20 protein-coding genes and 1 pseudogene are annotated in these 19963 nt (G+C 61.4%); 14 read left to right on the plus strand and 7 right to left on the minus strand.

The genetic code is table 11. The annotated features are described in order from the left end of the window. Window positions 1–8: 8 nt before the first annotated feature. The gene (locus tag SAJA_RS03725; RefSeq protein WP_184999731.1) at window positions 9–776 is read right to left on the minus strand and encodes a glutaminyl-peptide cyclotransferase; all 768 of its coding nucleotides are present in this window, start codon (window positions 774–776) and stop codon (window positions 9–11) included. Window positions 777–879: 103 nt separating this feature from the next. Between SAJA_RS03725 and SAJA_RS03730 the strand changes: the two genes are divergently transcribed. The 10 genes from SAJA_RS03730 (at window position 880) to SAJA_RS03775 (ending at window position 11510) form a co-directional block, all read left to right on the plus strand. Next, window positions 880–1854: a formate/nitrite transporter family protein gene (locus tag SAJA_RS03730; RefSeq protein ID WP_123657320.1), complete on the plus strand. Its 975-nt coding sequence runs from the start codon at window positions 880–882 to the stop codon at window positions 1852–1854. A 68-nt stretch (window positions 1855–1922) separates the two neighbouring features. Next, window positions 1923–2159 carry a CsbD family protein gene (locus SAJA_RS03735; RefSeq protein ID WP_123657321.1) on the plus strand — a complete coding sequence of 79 codons (237 nt, stop codon included), beginning with the start codon at window positions 1923–1925 and terminating at the stop codon, window positions 2157–2159. Window positions 2160–2486: 327 nt separating this feature from the next. Continuing rightward, window positions 2487–5177: a pyruvate dehydrogenase (acetyl-transferring), homodimeric type gene (gene aceE / locus SAJA_RS03740; protein ID WP_123657322.1), complete on the plus strand. Its 2691-nt coding sequence runs from the start codon at window positions 2487–2489 to the stop codon at window positions 5175–5177. A 90-nt stretch (window positions 5178–5267) separates the two neighbouring features. Continuing rightward, a complete protein-coding gene (locus SAJA_RS03745; protein WP_123657323.1) occupies window positions 5268–7118 on the plus strand; it encodes a dihydrolipoyllysine-residue acetyltransferase in 1851 nt (616 codons plus the stop codon). A 58-nt stretch (window positions 7119–7176) separates the two neighbouring features. Further along, a complete protein-coding gene (locus tag SAJA_RS03750; RefSeq protein WP_123657324.1) occupies window positions 7177–7431 on the plus strand; it encodes an addiction module protein in 255 nt (84 codons plus the stop codon). Then, window positions 7421–7711 (plus strand): type II toxin-antitoxin system RelE/ParE family toxin, encoded by a 291-nt coding sequence (locus SAJA_RS03755; protein WP_123657325.1) that lies wholly within the window; start codon window positions 7421–7423, stop codon window positions 7709–7711. The genes SAJA_RS03750 and SAJA_RS03755 overlap by 11 nt, the downstream gene beginning before the upstream one ends. Window positions 7712–7802: 91 nt before the next feature. Next, entirely contained in the window at window positions 7803–9638 is a 1836-nt protein-coding gene (lpdA, locus tag SAJA_RS03760) for a dihydrolipoyl dehydrogenase (RefSeq protein WP_123657326.1), read from the plus strand. Window positions 9639–9750: 112 nt separating this feature from the next. Continuing rightward, on the plus strand, window positions 9751–10032 hold the full coding sequence (locus SAJA_RS03765) for a type II toxin-antitoxin system RelE/ParE family toxin (protein WP_123657327.1): 282 nt from the start codon (window positions 9751–9753) through the stop codon (window positions 10030–10032). Between the two features lie 9 nt (window positions 10033–10041). After that, window positions 10042–10302 (plus strand): HigA family addiction module antitoxin, encoded by a 261-nt coding sequence (locus tag SAJA_RS03770; RefSeq protein ID WP_123657328.1) that lies wholly within the window; start codon window positions 10042–10044, stop codon window positions 10300–10302. Window positions 10303–10424: 122 nt separating this feature from the next. Further along, a complete protein-coding gene (locus SAJA_RS03775) occupies window positions 10425–11510 on the plus strand; it encodes a type I restriction endonuclease (protein ID WP_123657329.1) in 1086 nt (361 codons plus the stop codon). Window positions 11511–11548: 38 nt separating this feature from the next. Here SAJA_RS03775 and SAJA_RS03780 read toward each other — a convergent pair. From SAJA_RS03780 to SAJA_RS03790, 3 genes and pseudogenes are all read right to left on the minus strand, one after another. Further along, window positions 11549–11683, minus strand: a pseudogene (locus tag SAJA_RS03780) (IS3 family transposase); the annotation flags it as partial. Window positions 11684–12143: 460 nt separating this feature from the next. Continuing rightward, a complete protein-coding gene (locus SAJA_RS03785; RefSeq protein WP_123657330.1) occupies window positions 12144–12863 on the minus strand; it encodes an alpha/beta hydrolase family protein in 720 nt (239 codons plus the stop codon). Between the two features lie 605 nt (window positions 12864–13468). Then, on the minus strand, window positions 13469–13987 hold the full coding sequence (locus SAJA_RS03790; RefSeq protein WP_123657331.1) for an SRPBCC family protein: 519 nt from the start codon (window positions 13985–13987) through the stop codon (window positions 13469–13471). Between the two features lie 364 nt (window positions 13988–14351). On the opposite strand from SAJA_RS03790, the gene SAJA_RS03795 reads away from it, so the two are divergent. Beyond that, the gene (locus SAJA_RS03795; RefSeq protein ID WP_123657332.1) at window positions 14352–14810 is read left to right on the plus strand and encodes a YaiI/YqxD family protein; all 459 of its coding nucleotides are present in this window, start codon (window positions 14352–14354) and stop codon (window positions 14808–14810) included. Between the two features lie 15 nt (window positions 14811–14825). On the opposite strand, the gene SAJA_RS03800 is transcribed toward SAJA_RS03795, so the two are convergent. Next, a complete protein-coding gene (locus SAJA_RS03800; RefSeq protein WP_123657333.1) occupies window positions 14826–15518 on the minus strand; it encodes a hypothetical protein in 693 nt (230 codons plus the stop codon). A gap of 225 nt (window positions 15519–15743) precedes the next feature. On the opposite strand from SAJA_RS03800, the gene SAJA_RS03805 reads away from it, so the two are divergent. Continuing rightward, window positions 15744–17015, plus strand: a complete 1272-nt coding sequence (locus SAJA_RS03805) for a mechanosensitive ion channel family protein (protein ID WP_123657334.1) — start codon at window positions 15744–15746, stop codon at window positions 17013–17015. 62 nt (window positions 17016–17077) lie between these two features. Beyond that, entirely contained in the window at window positions 17078–17356 is a 279-nt protein-coding gene (locus SAJA_RS03810) for a peptidylprolyl isomerase (RefSeq protein ID WP_123657335.1), read from the plus strand. Between the two features lie 40 nt (window positions 17357–17396). Here the strand turns inward: SAJA_RS03810 and SAJA_RS03815 are convergent, their stop codons facing one another. Together SAJA_RS03815 and SAJA_RS03820 are read right to left on the minus strand one after the other, a co-directional pair. Then, complete coding sequence (locus tag SAJA_RS03815) at window positions 17397–18026, minus strand: IMPACT family protein (RefSeq protein WP_123657336.1); 630 nt, start codon at window positions 18024–18026, stop codon at window positions 17397–17399. A 12-nt stretch (window positions 18027–18038) separates the two neighbouring features. Next, the gene (locus SAJA_RS03820) at window positions 18039–18857 is read right to left on the minus strand and encodes an OBAP family protein (RefSeq protein ID WP_123657337.1); all 819 of its coding nucleotides are present in this window, start codon (window positions 18855–18857) and stop codon (window positions 18039–18041) included. A gap of 194 nt (window positions 18858–19051) precedes the next feature. Here SAJA_RS03820 and SAJA_RS03825 point away from each other — a divergent pair, with 194 nt between their 5' ends. Beyond that, complete coding sequence (locus SAJA_RS03825; RefSeq protein WP_123657338.1) at window positions 19052–19858, plus strand: ion transporter; 807 nt, start codon at window positions 19052–19054, stop codon at window positions 19856–19858. Window positions 19859–19963: the final 105 nt, after the last annotated feature.

The raw sequence follows: 19963 nt of genomic DNA on the forward strand, positions 1-19963 counted from the left end.
CCCGGCCATCATTCGGCCGGCATGCGGCAGCGCTGCGAGGTGCGTGCCGAGACCCCGATCCGGCTGGCCCCGGCATCCAGCGCATACACGTATGCCCATTGCTTGCCGGTGACATAGACACGATCCGCGGCCCGGTCATAGGCGATGCCGTTGAAGACATCGGCGCTGTCCGGCTGCTCGGCCGCCAGGCGAGTCGCATCGCGCACGGCCACGACATCGCCGCTTCCCGGATCGATGATCAACAAACGATTGGTGTGCCACTGATTGGCCCAGATCATGCCGTGGATGACTTCCAGCTCGTTGAGCTCGTCGACGGTCTGCCCGGCCCGGTGCACGGGTAAACGCTCCGTGATCTCGAAAGTGTTCGGATCGCGAAAGGTCAGCGTATCGCTGCCATCGCTCATCACCAGTGCATCGCCACAGCGGGCAAGCCCCCAGCCCTGGCCGGCGTAGGAGAAATCAGCGATGTGGCGCAATGTGTCGCGGTCATAAACGAACACGCGGCCCGCTTTCCACGTCAGCTGGTACAGCCGGTCATCAACAAGAGCCAAGCCTTCGCCGAAATATCGTGGTTTCAGCTCACGGCGCGTGATGGCTTGGCCGGTGCGCGGCTCGACGTGTCTGATCGTCGAATGCCCGTACAGGCCGGTGCTCTCATACCACTGCCCGGCCTCATCAATCAGAAACCCCTGGGTGAAAGCACTGGCGTCATGGGGCAGCCGCTGGCTGACATGCACCGGTTCGGCGACAACCTTGGCCGCCGCGATATTTGACATAACCAGGCCCAGTGCGAGCAGTGATATCGCCAGCCATCGGTTGGCAGAAAGCCGGCGGGCCGTAAGATAGGGCTTTGACATCGTCAACCCACGAGTGTGATCGATGAGCGAATCATCGCAGAACCAGGCCGCCGACAAGAACGGCCCGAACGATAAGAAAGACAACGGCAAGAAAGAAGAGAATCAGGAAGCCGATCTGAACCGCCACGAGCGTCGGGATGCGCGCCGCCGCGAGTTTCCCAGCGCGGCCGTGGTCTATGAAGCGATTCGCGCCGAGGCCGAATCCGAGCTTTCGCGCCCGCTGCCCGGTCTGGCCTGGTCCGCGCTGGCGGCCGGCCTGTCGATGGGGTTCTCTTTCGTGGCCCAGGCCTTGCTGCGGCATTACTCGCCCGAGGCGTCCTGGCAGACGATCATCTCGAGCTTCGGCTACTCCATGGGCTTTCTGTTCGTCATTCTAGGCCGGCAACAGCTGTTCACCGAGAACACCCTCACCCCGGTGCTGGAGGTGCTGCGCGTCAAACGCCTGGATACGCTGATCCAGACCGTCAATCTGTGGCTGGTCGTGCTGGCGGCCAATATCCTGGGCACGGCGATATTCGGCGCCACGCTCGTCTATGGTCACGTGCTGGATGATTCCATCGCCCCAGCGCTCAGCCAGATCGCGGCCAGCGAATACTCGGCGACCTTTCTGGAGACGATGATCCGTGCGGTGTTCGCCGGCTGGCTGGTCGCACTCATGCTCTGGCTGTTGCCGTTTGCCGAGACGGCTCGCGTGGGCGTGATCATCCTGGTGACGTTCTTGATCGGTCTGGCGCATCTGCCGCATATCATCGCGGGCTCCGTGGCCGCGCTCTACGCCGTGTTCGAGGGCAGCCACACCATCGGTCAGTACATCACCGATTTCTTCGTGCCCACGCTGATCGGCAACATGTTTGGCGGCATTCTGATGGTGGCGGTCGTCAACTATGCGCAGGTGGCTTATAGCGGCCAGGACAACGACAAGAACAGCGACAAGAACAGCGACAAGAACAACGACACGGACAGCGCCAAGAAGAAGAACAAGACAAAAGAAAACTGAAAACACCGCTTTTGCAAGCATCCCTTGGTCTGATATAGATAGACACAGACTTTTTTCAGGAGCAAAACATGGCAGAAAGCGACGACAAATGGTCCGGCCGTTTTGATCGTGCCAAAGGCAAGGCACGTGAGTACTTCGGCAAGCTGACCGACGACGACGTCGAGCAGGCCAAGGGCAAGCGCGAGAACATGCTGGGTAAGATCCAGGAAAAATACGGCGAGACGAAAGAGACCGCCGAGCAGTGGCTCGCCGAATTCGAGCACAAATATCTGAGTTCGGATGACGAGTCCGACAAGCCGCGCTAGACGCCAGCGGTAGTGCCAGACCGAGCCGATGGGTTTTCGACCCATCGGCTTTTTTATGCGCGGCCGCCGTGCCGCGCGCCTGCCTCGTCTTCTGGCCACACCGCGTATGTCACAGCACGATCGGCCGCTTTATGGCAATCTGTCCGATCGTCGTAGTCGACGCGTGGCCCGGCCATGCGCACTGCGCAACAACACGTTGGTCCGCCAACGTCTGCCGGCCGTCATCACGGCTTGAACGCTGCGGGCTTCAAGTTGTCGTGTATCGGTCGCGCGGCGTAATATCGGGCCCGATCACGATCCCATAATGCTTTGTCGAAGGAGCATCTCATGGCTCAAGCGAGCGCCCATCCCGAGCACGTAGACGACATCCCTGACGTCGACGCCCAGGAATCTGCCGAATGGCGCGACGCGCTTGACGCAGTCATCGAACGCGAAGGCCCGGAACGGGCTCATTTCCTGCTGGAGATGCTCATCGATCGGTCGCGCCGTACCGGCGCCCAGATCCCCTACTCCCTGAACACGGCGTATGTGAACACCATTCCGCCGCACATGGAGGCCAAGAGCCCCGGTGATCCGGCCATCGAGTGGCGTATCCGCTCGATCATCCGCTGGAACGCCATGGCCATGGTGGTACAGGCCAACCGTCATCACGAAGGCGTGGGCGGGCATATCGCCAGCTTCGCCTCGGCGGCCACGCTGTATGAAGTCGGCTTCAACCATTTCTTCCATGCCCCCAGCGAAGAGCACGGCGGGGATCTGGTCTATTTCCAGGGCCATTCGGCGCCGGGCATGTATGCCCGCAGCTATCTGGAAGGCCGTTTCACCGAGGATGATCTCTACAACTTCCGCGCCGAGTCCACGGGCAAGGGCCTGTCGAGCTATCCCCACGCCTGGCTGATGCCGGATTACTGGCAGTTCGCCACCGTGTCCATGGGTATCGGTCCCATCAACGCGATCTACCAGGCGCGCTTCATGCGTTATATGGAGAATCGCGGGGTTAAGGAAACCAAGGGCCGCCACGTCTGGTGCTACTGCGGCGACGGCGAGATGGACGAGCCCGAGTCCAAGGGCGCGATCGGCATGGCCGCGCGCGAGAACCTCGATAACCTGATCTTCGTGGTCAACTGCAACTTGCAGCGCCTGGACGGCCCGGTGCGCGGTGACTCCAAGATCGTCGACGAGCTGGAAGGCATCTTCCGCGGCGCCGGCTGGAACGTCATCAAGGTGCTTTGGGGCTCCATGTGGGACGGCCTGCTGGCCCAGGACCACGACGGCAAGCTTGTCGAACTGATGAACGAAACCGTCGACGGCGAATACCAGGCCTACAAGGCCCGCGGCGGCAAGTACACGCGCGACGAGTTCTTCGGCAAGTACGAACAGACCAAGAAGATGGTCGCCTCGATGTCGGACGAGGATATTTCACGCCTGAACCGCGGCGGGCATGACCCGCACAAGGTCTATGCCGCCTATCATCAGGCCGTGAATCAGGACAACGGCAAGCCGACGGTCATCCTGGCCAAGACGGTCAAGGGCTATGGCATGGGCGAGGCTGGCGAAGGCCAGAACATCACCCACCAGCAGAAGAAGATGGCCGAGGAGGCGCTCAAGGAATTCCGCGATCGCTTCGAGATCCCGATCGCCGACGACAAGATCGCCGACGCACCCTTCTACAAGCCCGAAGAAGACTCCGAGGAGATGCAGTATCTCCACGCGCGTCGCAAGGAGCTGGGCGGTTATCTGCCCCAGCGCCGCACCGAGGGCGACAAGCTTGAAATCCCCGAGCTGTCGGCCTTCGACAAGCTGCTTCAGGGCTCGGGCGATCGTGAAATGGCCACCACCATGGTCTTCACACGCATCCTGCAGATCCTGACGCGCGACAAGAACATCAAGGACCGTATCGTCCCGATCATCCCGGACGAGGCGCGTACCTTCGGCATGGAAGGCATGTTCCGCTCGCTTGGCATCTACTCGCCGGTGGGCCAGCTCTTCGTGCCCGAAGACTCCGATCAGCTGGCCTTCTACAAGGAAGCCAAGGACGGCCAGATTCTGGAAGAAGGCATCACCGAAGCCGGTGCCATCTCCTCGTTCATCGCCGCGGCCACGTCGTACTCGAACCACGCCACGACGATGATCCCGTTTTATGCCTTCTACAGCATGTTCGGCTTCCAGCGTGTGGGTGATTTCTGCTGGGCCGCCGGCGACATGCGTGCCCGTGGCTTCATGCTGGGCGGCACCGCCGGGCGCACGACCATCAACGGCGAGGGCCTGCAGCACCAGGACGGCCACAGCCATGTGATGTTCGACTGCGTGCCCAACTGCAAGGCCTATGACCCGACCTTCTCCTACGAGATGGCCGTGATCATCCATCGCGGCCTGGTGGAGATGTATCAGGAACAGCGTGATGTCTATTACTACATCACGATGATGAACGAGAACTACAACCACCCGCCGATGCCCGAAGGCGTCGAAGACGACATCATCGCCGGCCTGTATCAGTACTCGGCCTCGGGTGACGACAAGGACAACCAGGTCAACCTGCTGGGCTCGGGCACGATCATGCGCGAGGTCATCGCGGCCGCCAAGATGCTCGAGGACGAGTACGACGTCGGTGCCACGGTCTGGTCCGCCCCAAGCTTCACCGAGCTGAAGCGCGACGGCCTCACCGCCGAGCGCTGGAACATGCTCCACCCGGATCAAGAGCAGAAAATCAGCCACGTCGGCGAGAAATTCGCCGAGGCCCGCGGCCCGGCCATCGCCGCCACGGACTATGTGCGTGCCCTGCCCGAAATGATTCGCCCCTACATGCCGGTGGCTTATCACACGCTGGGCACCGACGGCTTCGGCCGTTCGGACACGCGCGAAGCCCTGCGTGAGTTCTTCGAGGTCGATCGACGCTGGATCACCGTCTGTGCGCTGAAAGCCCTGGCCGATGAGGGCAAGATCGAGCGTAAAGTCGTGGGTGAGGCCATCCGCAAGTACGGCATCGATCCGGACAAGCCGGAACCGCTCTACGCCTGATCGGGTGCGAGTGACAACGCTTTAACCGAGACAAGACAGCGGCGGGCAGACAACAATGGCCCGCCGCCGTCCTAGCCAAGGAAACGTTTTATGGCGGCGCAGGAAATCAAGGTCCCGGACATTGGCGACTTCGACGCGGTCGAAGTCATTGAAGTGCTGGTGGCCGAAGGCGACACGGTCGAAAAAGAGCAGGCGCTCATCACGCTGGAATCCGACAAGGCGACACTTGAAGTGCCGTCCACGGTGGCCGGCAAGATCACCGAGCTCAAGATCAGCGAAGGCGATAACGTCTCCGAGGGCGATGTGATCGCCATGGTCGAAGCCGAGGACGACTCGGGCTCGGACGATGCTGACGACGACGACGGCGACGACGATCAGGCAGAAGGCTCGGACAACGAATCGGCCGAGGAATCCGAGGCTTCCGGTGACGACACGCCGGACGGCGACGACGACCCCGAAGACAAGGAAGACGCCGGCGAAGAACAGGCCAAGGCCGACGACGCTGGCGACGGCGAAACCGTAGAAGTGAAAGTGCCGGACATCGGTGATTTCGACGCGGTCGAGGTTATCGAAGTGCTGGTCGCCGAAGGCGATACGGTCGAGAAGGAACAGGCGCTCATCACGCTGGAATCCGACAAGGCCACGCTGGAAGTGCCCTCCTCGGCCGCCGGTACACTCACCGAGTTGAAAATCGCCGAAGGCGACAACGTCTCCGAAGGCGACGTGATCGCCATGGTGCAGACCGCCGGCGGCGGCTCTGGCGCGGCCGAATCCAAGTCGGGCGACAAGGCCGAAAAAGACACGTCAAGCAAGGACAAGTCGGACAAGAAATCGCCCGGCGGCAGCGCCCAGGCCGATGACGCCAAGGCCACGCCGGACGAGGGCAAGAAGAAACAGCCCGACTCCGGCACCGCCTCGCAGGACGATAAGCCCGCGCCACGGGCCGATGCCGGCAAGCCCTCGGAAGGTCTCGATAAGTCGAAGATCCAATCCGTGGACGAAGACCGCTTCGGCAAGGCCCATGCCTCGCCCAGCGTGCGCAAGTTCGCCCGCGAGCTGGGCGCTGATCTCGGCAAGATCGAAGGCTCGGGCCGCAAGGGCCGCATCACCGAAGAAGACGTGCAGTCCTACGTCAAAGGCGCGCTGGAACAGGTCCAGAGCGGCAAGAGCAAGGCCGGCGCTGCGGCCCCGGCCGGCGGTGGCGGCGGCGTGCCCACGCAGCCGGATATCGACTTCAGCCAGTTCGGCGAGGTCGAAATCACCGAGCTGGCTCGTATCCGCAAGATCTCGGCCAAGGCCGTGCACAAGAACTGGCTGCTCATCCCGCACGTCACCCAGTTCGACACCGCTGACATCACCGAGATGGAAGCCTTCCGCCAGGCCAACAAGGAAAAAGCCAAGGCCGACGGCGTCAAGCTCACGCCGCTGGCCTTCCTGCTGAAAGCCTCGGCCGCGGCCCTCAAGGCCTTCCCGGACTTGAACAGCTCGTTGACCGCCGACGGCGCGTCCCTGGTGCACAAGAAATACGTCAACATCGCGGTGGCGGTCGACACCCCCGGCGGCCTGCTCATGCCGGTCATCAAGGACGTCGACAAGAAAGGCATCTACGAGATCGCCCGCGATCTGGACGATGTCTCGGCCCGTGCCCGCGACGGCAAGATCAAGGGCAGCGACATGCAAGGCGCGTGTTTCTCGATCTCGAGCCTCGGCGGCGTTGGCGGCACGGCGTTCACGCCGATCGTCAACTCGCCCGAAGTCGGCATCCTGGGCGTGTCCAAGCACACCATGCAGCCCGTCTGGAACGGCTCTGAGTTCGAGCCACGCCTGATCCTGCCGCTAAGCTTCTCTTATGATCACCGCGTGATCGACGGCGCCAAGGCCGCCCGTATCACCGGCTTCATCAGCGAGAAACTGTCGGATCTGCGCACGCTGTTGTTGTAACGGAAAGGCCCTGCGTGATGTCGTAAATTGAACGAGGAATTCGGCACAGGAGGTTGTTATGGCACGGTCCGTGGAGCAGATAGAGCACGATATCGAAAGCCTGAGCGCCGCTGATAAACAGCGGGTGTTCAAACATCTTCTGGCCGAGCTCGATCTACGCGATGAACCCGAGGCGCCCAGAGACGAAATCGAAGCGGCATGGATAGCAGAAGCTGAACGCCGCGCCCAAGAGCTTGAAAACGGTACGGTCGAAACCGTGCCGCTGGAAGATGTCATGCGCCGTGCGCGTGAGCGCTTGAACCGTGACCGTTGAGTTTCATCCCGAAGCAGACGATGAATTCATCGCGCAGATTGGCTTCTATGAATCGCAGCGGTCCGGCCTCGGCGATGCCTTCGTCAACGCGGTGTATCAAACACTAGAGCGCTTGTTGGCGTTTCCAGAGCTTGGCAAGCCGGCCGGTCAACGAACACGGCGTTTGCTCGTGCAACGGTTTCCGCACTCGGTAATCTATCAGTACAAAAACGATCGGCTATTCGTACTGGCAATTGCACATGACAAGCGTCAAAGCGGCTACTGGCGGGATCGCACGTGAAAGCGCGCATCCGGCCGCGTCCAGGCTTTGAACGTTTGAAATATTGAAATTGGACGCCGTCGATCGGGCGGCTTAAAGGTAGACAAGTCCTATGGCACAGGAAATCAAAGTCCCCGACATTGGCGATTTCGACGCGGTCGAGATCATCGAAGTGCTCGTCGCCGAGGGCGACACGGTCGAAAAAGAACAGGCGCTCATCACGCTGGAATCGGACAAGGCCACCCTCGAAGTGCCCGCCCCCGTTGCCGGCAAGATCACCGAGCTGAAAGTCGCCGAGGGCGATAGCGTCTCCGAGGGCGACGTCATCGCCATGGTCGAGGCAGCCGAGGCCGAAGAAGAATCCGAGGCCGAGGCCGACAAGCCCGACCCCAAGGCCGACGACGAAAAAGACAACGACAAGGCCAAGTCGGAAGACAAGCCCGACAAAAAGGCCGACGAAAAACGCGGTGCCGACCGCCCCGCCGCCAATACCGACGACTCGACCGTCGAGCCCAAGGCCAGCACCCCGGCCAGCGACGACCACGACTACGATTGTGACGTCCTCGTGCTGGGCTCCGGCCCCGGCGGCTACACCGCGGCTTTCCGTGCCGCGGACATGGGCCTGAACGTCACCCTGGTCGAGCGTCACAGCGTGCTGGGCGGCGTGTGCCTCAACGTCGGCTGTATCCCGTCCAAGGCCCTGCTCCACTCAGCCAAGGTCATCGAAGACGCGGCCAACATGGCCAGCCACGGTGTCACCTTCGGCAAACCCGAGATCGATCTCGCCAAGCTGCTGGACTACAAGCAGTCCGTCATCGACCAGCTCACCGGCGGCCTGAAATCCATGGCCTCCAAGCGTCAGGTCAACGTCGTAACGGGTACCGGCACCTTCAGCGACGACCACACGCTGGCGCTGGAAGGCAACGACGACACGGATCAGATCACCTTCAACAAGGCCATTATCTGTGTCGGCTCCGAGCCCGTCATGCTGCCCGGCTGGCCCGAAGACGAGCGCATCTGGACCTCGGCCGAAGCCCTGTCCCCAGACGAGCTGCCCGAATCGCTGCTCGTCGTCGGCGGCGGCATCATTGGCTGTGAAATCGCCAACGTCTATGCCGCCCACGGTACCGACGTCGATGTGGTCGAAATGACCGACGCCCTGATCCCCGGTGCCGACAAGGACCTCATCAAGCCGCTCACCAAGCGCATGAAAGCCCGCTGCGGCAATATCTGGGTCAACACCAAGGTCACCGGCCTCGAAGCCGGCGACAAGCTCACCGCCAGCTTCGAGGGCAAGGACGCCCCCGAATCCAAGCAATACGACCGTGTGCTGGTCGCCGTGGGCCGCAAGCCCAACGGCGCCAAGATCGGGGCCGATGCAGCCGGTGTCGAAGTCAACGAACGCGGCTTCATCCCCGTCGACAAACAGTGCCGCACCAACGTCGAGCACATCTTCGCCATCGGCGACGTCTCCGGCGAGCCACAACTGGCCCACCGCGCCACGCACCAGGGCAAGGTCGCCGCCGAATGCTGCGCCGGCGAAAAAGCAGCGTTTGACGCCAAGGTCATCCCCTCCGTCGTCTATACCGACCCCGAAGTCGCCTGGACCGGCGTGACTGAAAACCAGGCCAAGGCAGAGGGCATCGAATACACCAAGAGCGCCTTCCCCTGGGCCGCCAACGGCCGCGCCATCGGCCTCGACGCCACCGACGGCAACACCAAACTCATCTTCGGCACCGACGGCCGCATCATCGGCGCGGGTGCCGTCGGCCCCGGCGCCGGCGACCTAATCGCCGAAACCTGCCTGGCGATCGAAATGGGCGCCGACGCCCACGACATCGGCCTGACCATCCACCCGCACCCGACGCTGGCGGAAACGGTGGGTATGGCAGCCGAGGCCGAGGCCGGAACGCTTACGGATCTGTATATCCCGAAGAAGAAAAAGTAGCGCAGCCGCTTTTTCGAGAACGAATCAAGGCCGGCTTTTCGCCGGCCTTTTTGGTGGACAGAGAAAAACTATAACGCGTTGCGTCGCATAACGCGACGCGTTATATCTGGCCATGATTCGTAGCTTCAAAAGTCGCGAGGCCGAACGCATATGGCGCGGTGAGGCATCAAAGAAGCTGCCCGCTGATATCCAACATGTGGTGCGCCGGAAGCTTCGAATGCTAGATAACGCATCGACCTTGGATGATCTGCGTACCCCATCCGCTAATCGTCTGGCAACGCTCAAAGGAAAACGCGCCGGACAGCACAGCATTCGAATCAATCAGCAATGGCGGCTGTGTTTCATCTGGAACGAAGGTAAGATCGATAGCGTCGAGATCGTGGACTATCACTAAGGTGACGTCATGACAGAACTAGCGAATGTTCATCCCGGCGAAGTGTTGCTAGAAGAATTTCTCAAGCCGATGGCTCTCAGCCAGACGAAACTTGCCAACGCCATCAGCGTTCCGCCCCGCCGGATCAATGAAATCGTTCTTGGTAAACGGGCCGTATCTGCCGATACCGCGATTCGTCTGGCTGGTTATTTTGGTACCAGCGAGAAATTTTGGATGGGTCTTCAAGCGGATTATGACTTGGAAGAAATCCATCGGGCGAGGGTTGCCTAAACTGCGCGCCATATCTCACCAGCCCGCGGCTCTTCCACTATTGACGTAGAACTCGCTGCAAATTTTGTATTCCGTCTTGCCAGATTCCGTTGTACGGTTGAGCTAGGGGCAAAGGGGATACCATGGATTTAATCGATCGATTACGCGATTTATCGAATCGCGTCGAACGCCAGTCAAGCAACGTTGGCAGTGAAGAGGCTACAAAAACGGCATTCGTGCTGCCGTTTCTTCAGGCGCTCGGTTACGACGTTTTTAACCCTGAAGAGATCATTCCCGAATTCACCGCCGATCACGGCGTGAAGAAAGGGGAAAAAGTCGATTACGCCATCAAGCTCGATGGGCAGATTATGGTGTTGATCGAGTGCAAACCGCTCGGCGCCGTACTCGATGCGAAATATGCCGGCCAGCTCTTCCGTTATTTCGGCGTCACAGATGCACGATTCGCCATCCTGAGCGACGGCGCTCGCTATCTTTTCTACAGCGATCTTGACCGTGCCAACCGCATGGACGATCGATCATTCTTCGAATTTAACCTACGCGATTTTAACGAAGCGCGGGTGGAAGAACTTAAGCAGTTCACCAAGTCGGCATTCGATCTCGACAACATTTTAAGCACCGCAAGCAATCTCAAATATCGTCGTGCTTTGAAAGCCGAGATCGCTAGTGAGTTTAAGGAACCAAGTCAAGAGTTCGTAAAAATGATCGCCGGCCGGGTGTACTCGGGCCGACTGACCAGCAGCGTCAAAGAAGAGTTTACCGAACTTACCAGGGCTGCCTGTACCGAATTCATTCGCGACCGCGTGAATGATCGGATCCAAAGCGCTTTCGAGAAAGATGGTACGTCACTACCCGAACCGGCGCCGGCAGAAGATCCTAATGCAAAACCCGACGATTCTAGCTCAGCCAAAGACGGGATCGTGACAACGCCCGAGGAATGGCGGGCCTACCGCATTGTCCAAGCAATCGGTGCGCAAATCACCGACCCCGAGCGTATCTATATGCGGGATGCCAAGAGCTATTGCGCCATTCTCTTTGACGACAATAACCGACGGACGATTTGTCGGTTTCATTTTGGGGCGCGAAAGAACGCCATTTCGGTATTTACGCCCGACGAAGAGCAGCGATTCGAGCTTGAGCGCGTTACGGATATTTACAAGTACTCTGATGCGATTAGCAGTGCCGTCTCGCAGTACATAGATGATAAATAACGCGGTCTGAGCTGGTCCGGCTATCACGGACAGGTAAATTAAGCGTCAGATTGTGATGCCTCCTCAACTTCCAGTGGTGTTCGATAGCGTAGCGTCTGGTGCAGCCGCTGGCGGTTATAAAAGACTGCGATGTATTCGAAGATTGCTGCCCGAGCCGATCTTTTCGATTCGAACCCTCAGGGACAGACGACGGTTTTGGCGTCGTGGCCGAACGATTACGCGGGACGGTATGTTATCTGAGCCTTCTTCGTAGGACTCAGTTAAAACTTTTCTCCTACAGTAAATAAGCTTTAAAAGCCGCGGGGCGAAGACCGACGCGATTAGCCTCCCCGTATCTTTCGGCAGCGCGATTTTTAGCCCGCAAGCCGAGTCAGTCACCGACGAGCAGGGCGGGGAGGTGTCGCAGTACGCGTTTGGAAAACCCGAGGCCGAGGAACCCTCAGGGACAGACCACGGTTTTGGCTTCGTAGTCGAACGATTACGCGGGACAACATGTTTATCCGAGCCCCGGTCGTAGAACTCAGTTGAAACTTCTTGCTCACGATAAATAAGCCTTAAAAGGCTTGGAGCGAAGACCGACGCGTTTAGTCTCCCGGTATTTGTCGGCAGCGCGATTTTAGCCCGCAAGCCGAGTCAGTCACCGACGAGCAGGGCGGGGAGGTGTCGCAGTACGCGTTTGGAAAACCCGAGGCCGACGTGGGGGCCGGGTACGCGGATGTGTTTTACGTCTGTGCTGAAGCGATCGATGGTGGCCTGCCATGACACGATGCCGTCGTCTTCGCTGTAGATGGCGCGTACGGGGCGTTTCAGCGGTACGTCGTAGCGGTTGAGTATTGTGGCTTCGATATCGTCGAGTTGTGCGCCGCGTCGTTTGTAGGGGCCTGCCAGGCTGGTGTATTTCGCCCCGCCCAGTACCGGGCTGCCGATGGTGACCACGCGAGAGACGAGATCGGGCCGGTCGCGGGCGACTTCGCGGGCAATAAAGCCGCCAAGGCTCCAGCCGACGAGTGCAAACGGGCGGTCGAGCTCTTTGACCAGGGTTTCTAGCCGTTCGGCGACGTGCGGCAAGACACTTTGGACGTCGCCACCATTGCGCCCCTGTGCCCAATCCCAGGTGCGAAACTGTCGTTTGCGCAGATAGCGCCGAATCATGGCCATGGAGCCCGGGCCGGCGCCGAGGCCGGGGATCAGCATGACAGGTTGGCCCTTGCCTTCAATGTCTCGTGGCAGGCGCCGATATTGCGCGGGATCGAGCGCCAGGCGGGCAGGGGTGAGCAGTTCGCCGAGCAGCTGTCGGCGCCGGGGGGCGCCCATTGCGCTGCCGTAGCGTCGTAAGAATTCGTCGTGTTGCATGAGCGTGGCCCGCGAAGTGCGTGGCAATCAACGTAGCCGTTTACCGTCGTAATGTCTCGTTTTCAGCCCGGCATCGGTATCCAATGCGTGATGAATCGATGGGCGGGTAGGGGTTGGGTCATCGCTGGCGAGGGGCATGTCAGCAGTGGGCGGCTCGACGCGTTGGCTGGCGGTTCGTCGGATAGCTCTGATGGCTGATGTATGCCGGGTGCCAAAGAACAAACGTTTGGCGGGTCTTATGTTAAATAAGTCCGTGATGGAGGGTGGTAGCGAGGCAACCGGGTCGGGCGCCTTGCTCGGCCCTAAAAGTCGTGTTGAAGACCGCGCAGGGGCGGGTGCGACGTCGACGATGCCGACAAGCCTGAATCGAACGTTCAGGGCGCGAGCGGCAAAGCCGGCTTATGGGGGGCAGGCTTCACGGCGATGAGCCAATACATCGGCTCGGCGTGGGCCGTTTTAACAATAACGAGTGCGAGTAGAGCCGCCGCCGGCATTGGCGGCGGCTCCGGCAGGGGATGTGGTCGCGTCGTGTGCGCGGCCGGCCCGCCTGGCTGTTTTCGAGGTCGTTGGCGTATCCGGTCGGCTGGTTGGCCCGACGGTGGCCTTTAGCTGTCGCGATTTGCGGCGACTTGAGCCAGGCCCTCGATCCATTCCTGATGTTTGTTGAGCATGGGGTTCGGTGTGGTGGTGGCCATGTCGCGGGCTGGGGCGCCGTTCTGGGTTTCCTGTGTGAGCAGGCGCAGGCGATCGCCCGGCAAGGCTTCGAACAGCCAGGCGTGGTGGACGTCGAGCTGTTCGTTGGGGTCATCGCTTTCGGTCCAGCCGTGCCAGGCGATGCGGGCCGGGCTGTCGTCGGTGGCGCGTTCGAGCTCGGTGATCTCGGCCTGGACGGGTAGGCCGAAGGTCACAAACTGAAACCGCAGGCCGGCGGTCAGGTGCGGCGGCTGGCCGTCGTGAAATTCGATATCGGTGGCGTTGTCGTATTGCGCGGCCCAGGTGCGGGTATCGATGAGGGTATCGAGCGCGGCGTTGGGCGTGAGCCCGGCAACGACGATTTCGTTGGATACGAAGTTATCGACTTCACCGGGAACAAGGCCGTTGGGCCAGTGGATGCTGTGTTGCATAAGGCTCGCTTGGTGCGTGGCGGCGGAGATCATCAACCGCGCGATCATTGATGGCTGCATGCTGCGCGGCATCGACAGGGCAGTGCAACAGGCGACGCACAGGTTGTCTGTGTCATGCAGCCGATCATCGTGGAGACGTTGATCAGCGTCTGTAGTTTGATACCCGGCGATACGTTCATGGCAAAGCATGGTTCGGCCGGATTGACTGCATTTGTCTGAAAACGACGCCTTATCGTTTGCAACCGGGCGCAGGCCGGGCAGTATGCGCTGTGGCGCGTGTCGGGCCATGCGGGTGCCGGGCTGCCCGGTATGTATGGGGCACGCGGATATGTCGGGCCTTGATTGTCTTTGAGCGGAGCGGGTGATGCAGATTTGGGTCGATGCGGATGCGTGTCCGGTCACGGTCAAGCAGATTCTGTTCAAGGCCGCCAAGCGCACGGGCATGGCGATCACGCTGGTGGCCAATCAGCCGGTGAGCGTGCCGCGTGTGGCGCATATCACGGCGATTCAGGTCAGCCCCGGGTTTGATGTGGCAGATAACGAGATCGTGCGGCGGCTCGCCGCCGGTGATCTAGTCATCACCGCCGATATTCCGCTGGCGGCAGAGGTCATCGAGAAGGGCGGGGCAGCGCTCAGCCCGCGCGGCGAGATGTTTTCGGCTGACGATATCGCGGCGAAGAAAACCATGCGGGATTTCATGGATACATTGCGGGCCAGCGGTATCCACGGGCCCGGCCAGGCCGCGCTTGGCGACAAGGATCGCCAGGCGTTTGCCAATGCGCTGGATCGTTGGCTGGCCAAGAATCCGCCGGCGCCGGTTTGATTGAACCCAGCGCTGTTATACCGGCTCGGCGGGTGCGCTCCATTCGAGGCGTTTCGGTGCCCCCGGCGGGTTCAAACGACGCTGGAACGCGCGCTGGTCGAGAAACGTGCGCGTGCGTGAGCGGATGCCGGCCATTTCGACATAGTTCCAGCCGGCGCCAAGGGCGGCCCCGACCAGCGGCACGCTTTTGGTGATGACGCCACGGCGCGTCACGCGCAGGCCGAAATAACGCAGCATCAAGCGTTTGAAGCTGCGCAGGCCTTCGCGCGCCATATATCGCTGGAGCAGGGCCCGGGTGACATGGTGGGTACCGGCCACGCCGAGCGAACGCGCGAACTGGCTGCTGGCACCGATCCCGAAGACCGGCACCAGCAACGTCCAGGCCGCGGCCTCATCGTCGAAAAACGCCGGGTCGTGGATGAGGGCGGCCCGTGCCACGGCCTGAATCTCGGTGCGCAACGTCATGGCCACGTCCAGCGTGGCGGCCGGTACGGCCACCCAGGGATTGGCCGGCAAGCCGGTGGCCAGCGCTGTGAGCGTGGTCTTGCGCCGCGCCTTGTTGAACGCCTGATCGATAAGCTCGGCATCGGTCACGCCCGGCTGCTCGGCGCGGTCGGCGGCGATGGATGCCGAGAGTTCGTCGATATCGACCTGCACCACCCACTCCAGCAGTGTCGAAAGCGATAGGTTGTTTGTCCACGTTGTCATCGGTGCACCTCGGGCGGCGGCACGGCCACGATATCGGGCCGGCAATCGATACGCGGATCACGCGTTTGATCACGATAGCACCGGCCAGCTCGGGTTATGTGAATGACCGATCGCAGTGCGCGGCAGTCGCCGGCCCCGCTTGCCGCGGCCCGGGCTGCGCGCTAACGTCAGAGGTCTCGCCCTGCCTGCTCGAATCGACCGCGTCAGCGTGTCGATGGATTGCCCATGCGCAAGTTTCTGGGTACCGGCATCACGGTACTGCTGTTCGTCTCGACCGTGATCGCCGGATGTGCCGCGCTTTACAGCGTGTTCCACCCGGGCTTCTTCGGCGATCTGCCGGCGCGCAAGATCGCCTGGACGTCACTGGTGTTGCTGGGCTCCTGGATCATCAGCCGCGTGATCGACCGTATCGCGGTGGGCATGAGTCGGGGCCAGCGGGCCTGGCAGAAAAAGCTGCGCAACCTGCTCAACGTGGATGAGGGTGAGCCGTTTCGGGAAGTGGATCTGACCGCGGCATTGCTGCATCTGTCGATCTGGTTGCTGGTGCCTCTGGCGTTGTTGTTCGTCTGGGGCCTGTCGGCGCAGAGTTTTTCCGCGCTGCAACATCTGGCCTGGTCGGGGTTCACCTTCGGCCAGGTGCAGATCGTGCCGGCCCAGCTCATTCTGGGCGCGTTGCTGTTGGTGATCCTGACCGCGCTCATCCGTTGGGTCACCGGGCGCATGGAGCATCACTGGCTGGCCGCCACACCCATGGAAACCCATACCCGTGAGGCGGTATCGACCATCACGGGCTATGTGCTGTTTCTGATTGCAGCGCTTGTGGTGCTGAGTTATGTCGGCCTGGATCTGACCAAGCTGGCGTTCATTGCCGGCGCGCTGTCGGTGGGTATCGGCTTTGGTCTGCAGACCATCGTGAACAACTTCGTTTCGGGGTTGATTCTGTTGTTCGAGCAGCCGGTACGCCGGGGTAATTTCGTGACCATCGGCGAAACCGAAGGCTTCGTGCGTCGCATCCGGATCCGGGCCACGGAGATCGAAACACTGGACCGCACCACCGTGGCCGTGCCCAATTCCGAGCTGCTCACGCTGCATTTGAAGAACTGGAACCTGCGCGATCGCTACGGGCGCGTCATCTGTGCGGTTGGCGTGGCCTATGGCAGCGATGTCCGTCTGGTCGAGCGCTTGTTGATCGACGTGGCCAACCAGAACCCGGACGTGCTGAGCCAGGGACAGGCCGGGGTGCCCAAGCCGGCCGCGCTGTTCATCGGCTTTGGCGACTCGACGCTGGATTTCGAGCTGCGCTGTTTCGTGCGCGACGTCACGCGGCGGTATTTCGTGCGCTCGGATCTCAATTTCGCCATCGATGCGGCCTTTCGTGAGCATGACGTCACGATCGCGTTCCCGCAGATGGATATCTGGCATCGCAGCGTCCCGCGCGAGGCGCTGTCGGTGGCGACACGAAACAGACCGGCCGCCGATGCCGACGCCGACGAATAGACACCGCCCGGTTTGTCGAGTGTCGTACCATCGGTGTCCAATAACACTGAACAGGAATCATCATGGCAAAAGCCAGTGCCCGTCATATCCTCGTCGACACCGAAACCAAGTGCGCCGAGCTCAAGCAACAGATCGAGAACGGCGCCGACTTCGCCGAGGTGGCCAAGCAGCATTCCAACTGCCCGTCGGGCAAGAAGGGCGGCGAGCTCGGCACTTTCGGCCGCGGCCAGATGGTGCCGGAGTTCGATGAAGTGGTCTTTTCGGCGCCGATCGGCGGCGTACAGGGCCCGGTGAAGACCCAGTTCGGTTATCACCTGCTGGAAGTCACCGAGCGCGGTTAATGAGTTGTCGCCGGGCACGGCCGGCGTGCCCGGCGGCGGTTTATCCCGGTGCGGTCGCGGTGTCGTAGGACAGCCGCCCGTCCAACCGGGCATCAAGCTCGGCCAGCCGGACAGAAGCATCGCACGGCCAGGCGATCGTCAACCTGGCGCCGGCCGCATGATAGTCCGCGGCAACAACCTGACCGTCGTGGGCGCCCAGCCAGGCGCGTGCGGCCTGCTCATCGGCAAAACCCATCTCCAGAACCATCGGTTGCCGCGGTACATAAGCGGCGACCGGCAGATCGGTCAATAGGGCGCTGACACATTGCGCATAGGCCCGGGCCAGCCCGCCGGTGCCGAGTTTCGTGCCGCCGAAATAGCGGGTCACCACACAGGCGATCTGGCCCAGCCCGCTACCGGCCAAGGCTTGAAACATCGGCCGCCCGGCGGTGCCGCCGGGCTCGCCGTCATCGGCAAACCCGATGGCCTGCTGCTCATCCGGCGCGCCGGCGATATAGGCCGAGCAATGATGCGAGGCATCGGGATACTGCGCGCGTGCCGCGGCCACCAGCGCGCGGGCGGTGTCTATGTCCGGTGCGTGCGCACACCAGCCGATGAATCGGCTTTTATGCACCTCGACGGTCGCGGTATGCGGCGCGGCCACTCGGGCTGCCGGTATCGCGTAGCGCATCACAAGTCCGGGCTATTCATTGTGTTCGGCCTGGTTGGTGTTCGGCCGGTGAAAGGCACAGCCACACATCCGTGTCTGGTGGCTTTGCCCGTTCTGCCAGCTGTTGGCGGCCGGATCGACATCCGGGCTTGGAATATCGGCCCGGTGGGCCCGCCGGGCATCCGAATCGATGCCATAGCGCTCGTCACGGGCCGCCAGCAGCGCCGGATCGAGCTGGCCGTCGTCGGTGAAGGCCATCATCAGCTGCGGGATGCCATAGGGGAAATCATGGCGATCCACCTGCCAGGTATGAAAGGTCTTGCCGTAGGTGGTGATCAGATCCTCGAAGTAGGCGTGCTCGGCCATCTCCGGAATGCCGGGGGCCACCAGCGTGCCGGATTTGATCTCGTAATCATGGCTGTGCCAGAGCTTTTTCTCCTCGGCATCCAGCTTGGCAAACCGCTCGGCGCTGATGATGTACTCGATACCGATGAGCTTGGCGTCCTCGGCGTTGGAGTCGAAGATCACGCACTGATGCAGATCCGGCGCGAGATGCATACAGAAATGACAGGCCTCGACTTGCCGGCCCATGTCATCGGCATACATATGAAAGCCGTTTAAAAACGTGTTCATCGACTCCAGCGGAATCTTGCGCTGGGCCAGCGCGGAGGCGGTATCCAGCATCTGATGCTTGGCCGGATGCCCGCACCCGCGGGGCAGGGCACGCGAGAGCTTGCGGCCCAGCCAGAACCCGCCCACCGCGGCGGCGCCGGCGGCAAAACCAAAGACCGATTCCAGGCCCACGCCGCGCGGCTCGGGCGGGGGGCGACGAAACAAACGGGGACGCGACATGATGCAACTCCTCGGACACGCGGTGTATTCAGCACCGTTTACCCTACGCCGAGGAAGGCCACGTGAAACATCCGTATCTTGCCGGGGCTGATGATGAGTCGCGCCGGGTGTTTTCAACAACCGATGATCCACGTGAAACCATGTCCTGACCGGCGCGCTATGCTGGCCTGGGGGTACACACCATCAAGGCCGACGTGCAAGAACGCATCACACCGTTTCAGTTGTTCATCCTGGTGCTGTCGATCTATGTGATCGGGGCCATGGTCGTCGACGTGTTCGTGCCTTTGCCGCACGAGGTTTCACGCTTGATGCAGTACATGGACAGCATCGTCTGTCTCTTTTTCTTTGCCGACTTTTGTCAGCGGTTCTATCGCGCCGAGAGCAAGTTGGCGTACATGCGCTGGGGCTGGATCGATCTGCTGGCCTGTATCCCGGCGGGTCTGTTTCAGGGCGCCCGGTTGTTTCGGGTGGTGCGCGTGCTCATCGTGCTGCGGGCCGCCAAGTCGATGTCGTTGATCTGGAAGATCTTCTGGCGCAACCGCGCAGAAAGCGTGTTCGCCTCGGCGGCGACGATGACGGTGCTGTTGGTCGCGTTTTCGGCGATTGCCATGCTGCTGGTCGAGGCGCCCAACCCGGATAGCCCGATCGACACGGCCGAGCAGGCGCTGTGGTGGTCGGTGGTGACGGTGACGACCGTGGGCTATGGCGATTTCTATCCGATCACCACGCTGGGCCGCGTGGTCGCGGTGGTCTTGATGATCTGCGGGGTGGGGCTGTTCGGCAGTTTCGCGGCGTATATCAGCTCGATGTTCGTCAAGGACGACAGCGAGCGCGATGCCCGTGAGGCCCGGGCCCAGCGTGAGATGACGCGGGCGCTGTACCACGAAATACGCGGCCTGCGTGATGAAATCGGCCAGTTGAACGCCCAGATCCAGGATCAGGAGCGGCGTCTGGCGGCACAGGCGGCCAAACCCGTGAATTCGGAGCACAAGTCAAGCTAGACAAAGCCGACGGCCGGAAGGCCGTCGGCTCGGTCGCGGGGTGAGCCTTAGGGCCTGTTGCCGTTTCATGCGGGCCCGCGCCAAGCGCTGTTTTGCGGCAAGACG

The sequence above is a fragment of the Salinisphaera japonica YTM-1 genome (assembly GCF_003788585.1).
In the GTDB taxonomy this organism is placed as follows: Bacteria; Pseudomonadota; Gammaproteobacteria; order Nevskiales; family Salinisphaeraceae; genus Salinisphaera; species Salinisphaera japonica.

Bases quoted from the DNA above. Each gene is read 5' to 3' on its own strand.
- SAJA_RS03725 (WP_184999731.1), bottom strand. From the start codon at position 776: ATGTCAAATATCGCGGCGGCCAAGGTTGTCGCCGAACCGGTGCATGTC.
- SAJA_RS03730 (WP_123657320.1), top strand. From the start codon at position 880: ATGAGCGAATCATCGCAGAACCAGGCCGCCGACAAGAACGGCCCGAAC.
- SAJA_RS03735 (WP_123657321.1), top strand. From the start codon at position 1,923: ATGGCAGAAAGCGACGACAAATGGTCCGGCCGTTTTGATCGTGCCAAA.
- aceE (WP_123657322.1), top strand. From the start codon at position 2,487: ATGGCTCAAGCGAGCGCCCATCCCGAGCACGTAGACGACATCCCTGAC.
- SAJA_RS03745 (WP_123657323.1), top strand. From the start codon at position 5,268: ATGGCGGCGCAGGAAATCAAGGTCCCGGACATTGGCGACTTCGACGCG.
- SAJA_RS03750 (WP_123657324.1), top strand. From the start codon at position 7,177: ATGGCACGGTCCGTGGAGCAGATAGAGCACGATATCGAAAGCCTGAGC.
- lpdA (WP_123657326.1), top strand. From the start codon at position 7,803: ATGGCACAGGAAATCAAAGTCCCCGACATTGGCGATTTCGACGCGGTC.
- SAJA_RS03765 (WP_123657327.1), top strand. From the start codon at position 9,751: ATGATTCGTAGCTTCAAAAGTCGCGAGGCCGAACGCATATGGCGCGGT.
- SAJA_RS03770 (WP_123657328.1), top strand. From the start codon at position 10,042: ATGACAGAACTAGCGAATGTTCATCCCGGCGAAGTGTTGCTAGAAGAA.
- SAJA_RS03775 (WP_123657329.1), top strand. From the start codon at position 10,425: ATGGATTTAATCGATCGATTACGCGATTTATCGAATCGCGTCGAACGC.
- SAJA_RS03785 (WP_123657330.1), bottom strand. From the start codon at position 12,863: ATGCAACACGACGAATTCTTACGACGCTACGGCAGCGCAATGGGCGCC.
- SAJA_RS03790 (WP_123657331.1), bottom strand. From the start codon at position 13,987: ATGCAACACAGCATCCACTGGCCCAACGGCCTTGTTCCCGGTGAAGTC.
- SAJA_RS03795 (WP_123657332.1), top strand. From the start codon at position 14,352: ATGCAGATTTGGGTCGATGCGGATGCGTGTCCGGTCACGGTCAAGCAG.
- SAJA_RS03800 (WP_123657333.1), bottom strand. From the start codon at position 15,518: ATGACAACGTGGACAAACAACCTATCGCTTTCGACACTGCTGGAGTGG.
- SAJA_RS03805 (WP_123657334.1), top strand. From the start codon at position 15,744: ATGCGCAAGTTTCTGGGTACCGGCATCACGGTACTGCTGTTCGTCTCG.
- SAJA_RS03810 (WP_123657335.1), top strand. From the start codon at position 17,078: ATGGCAAAAGCCAGTGCCCGTCATATCCTCGTCGACACCGAAACCAAG.
- SAJA_RS03815 (WP_123657336.1), bottom strand. From the start codon at position 18,026: ATGCGCTACGCGATACCGGCAGCCCGAGTGGCCGCGCCGCATACCGCG.
- SAJA_RS03820 (WP_123657337.1), bottom strand. From the start codon at position 18,857: ATGTCGCGTCCCCGTTTGTTTCGTCGCCCCCCGCCCGAGCCGCGCGGC.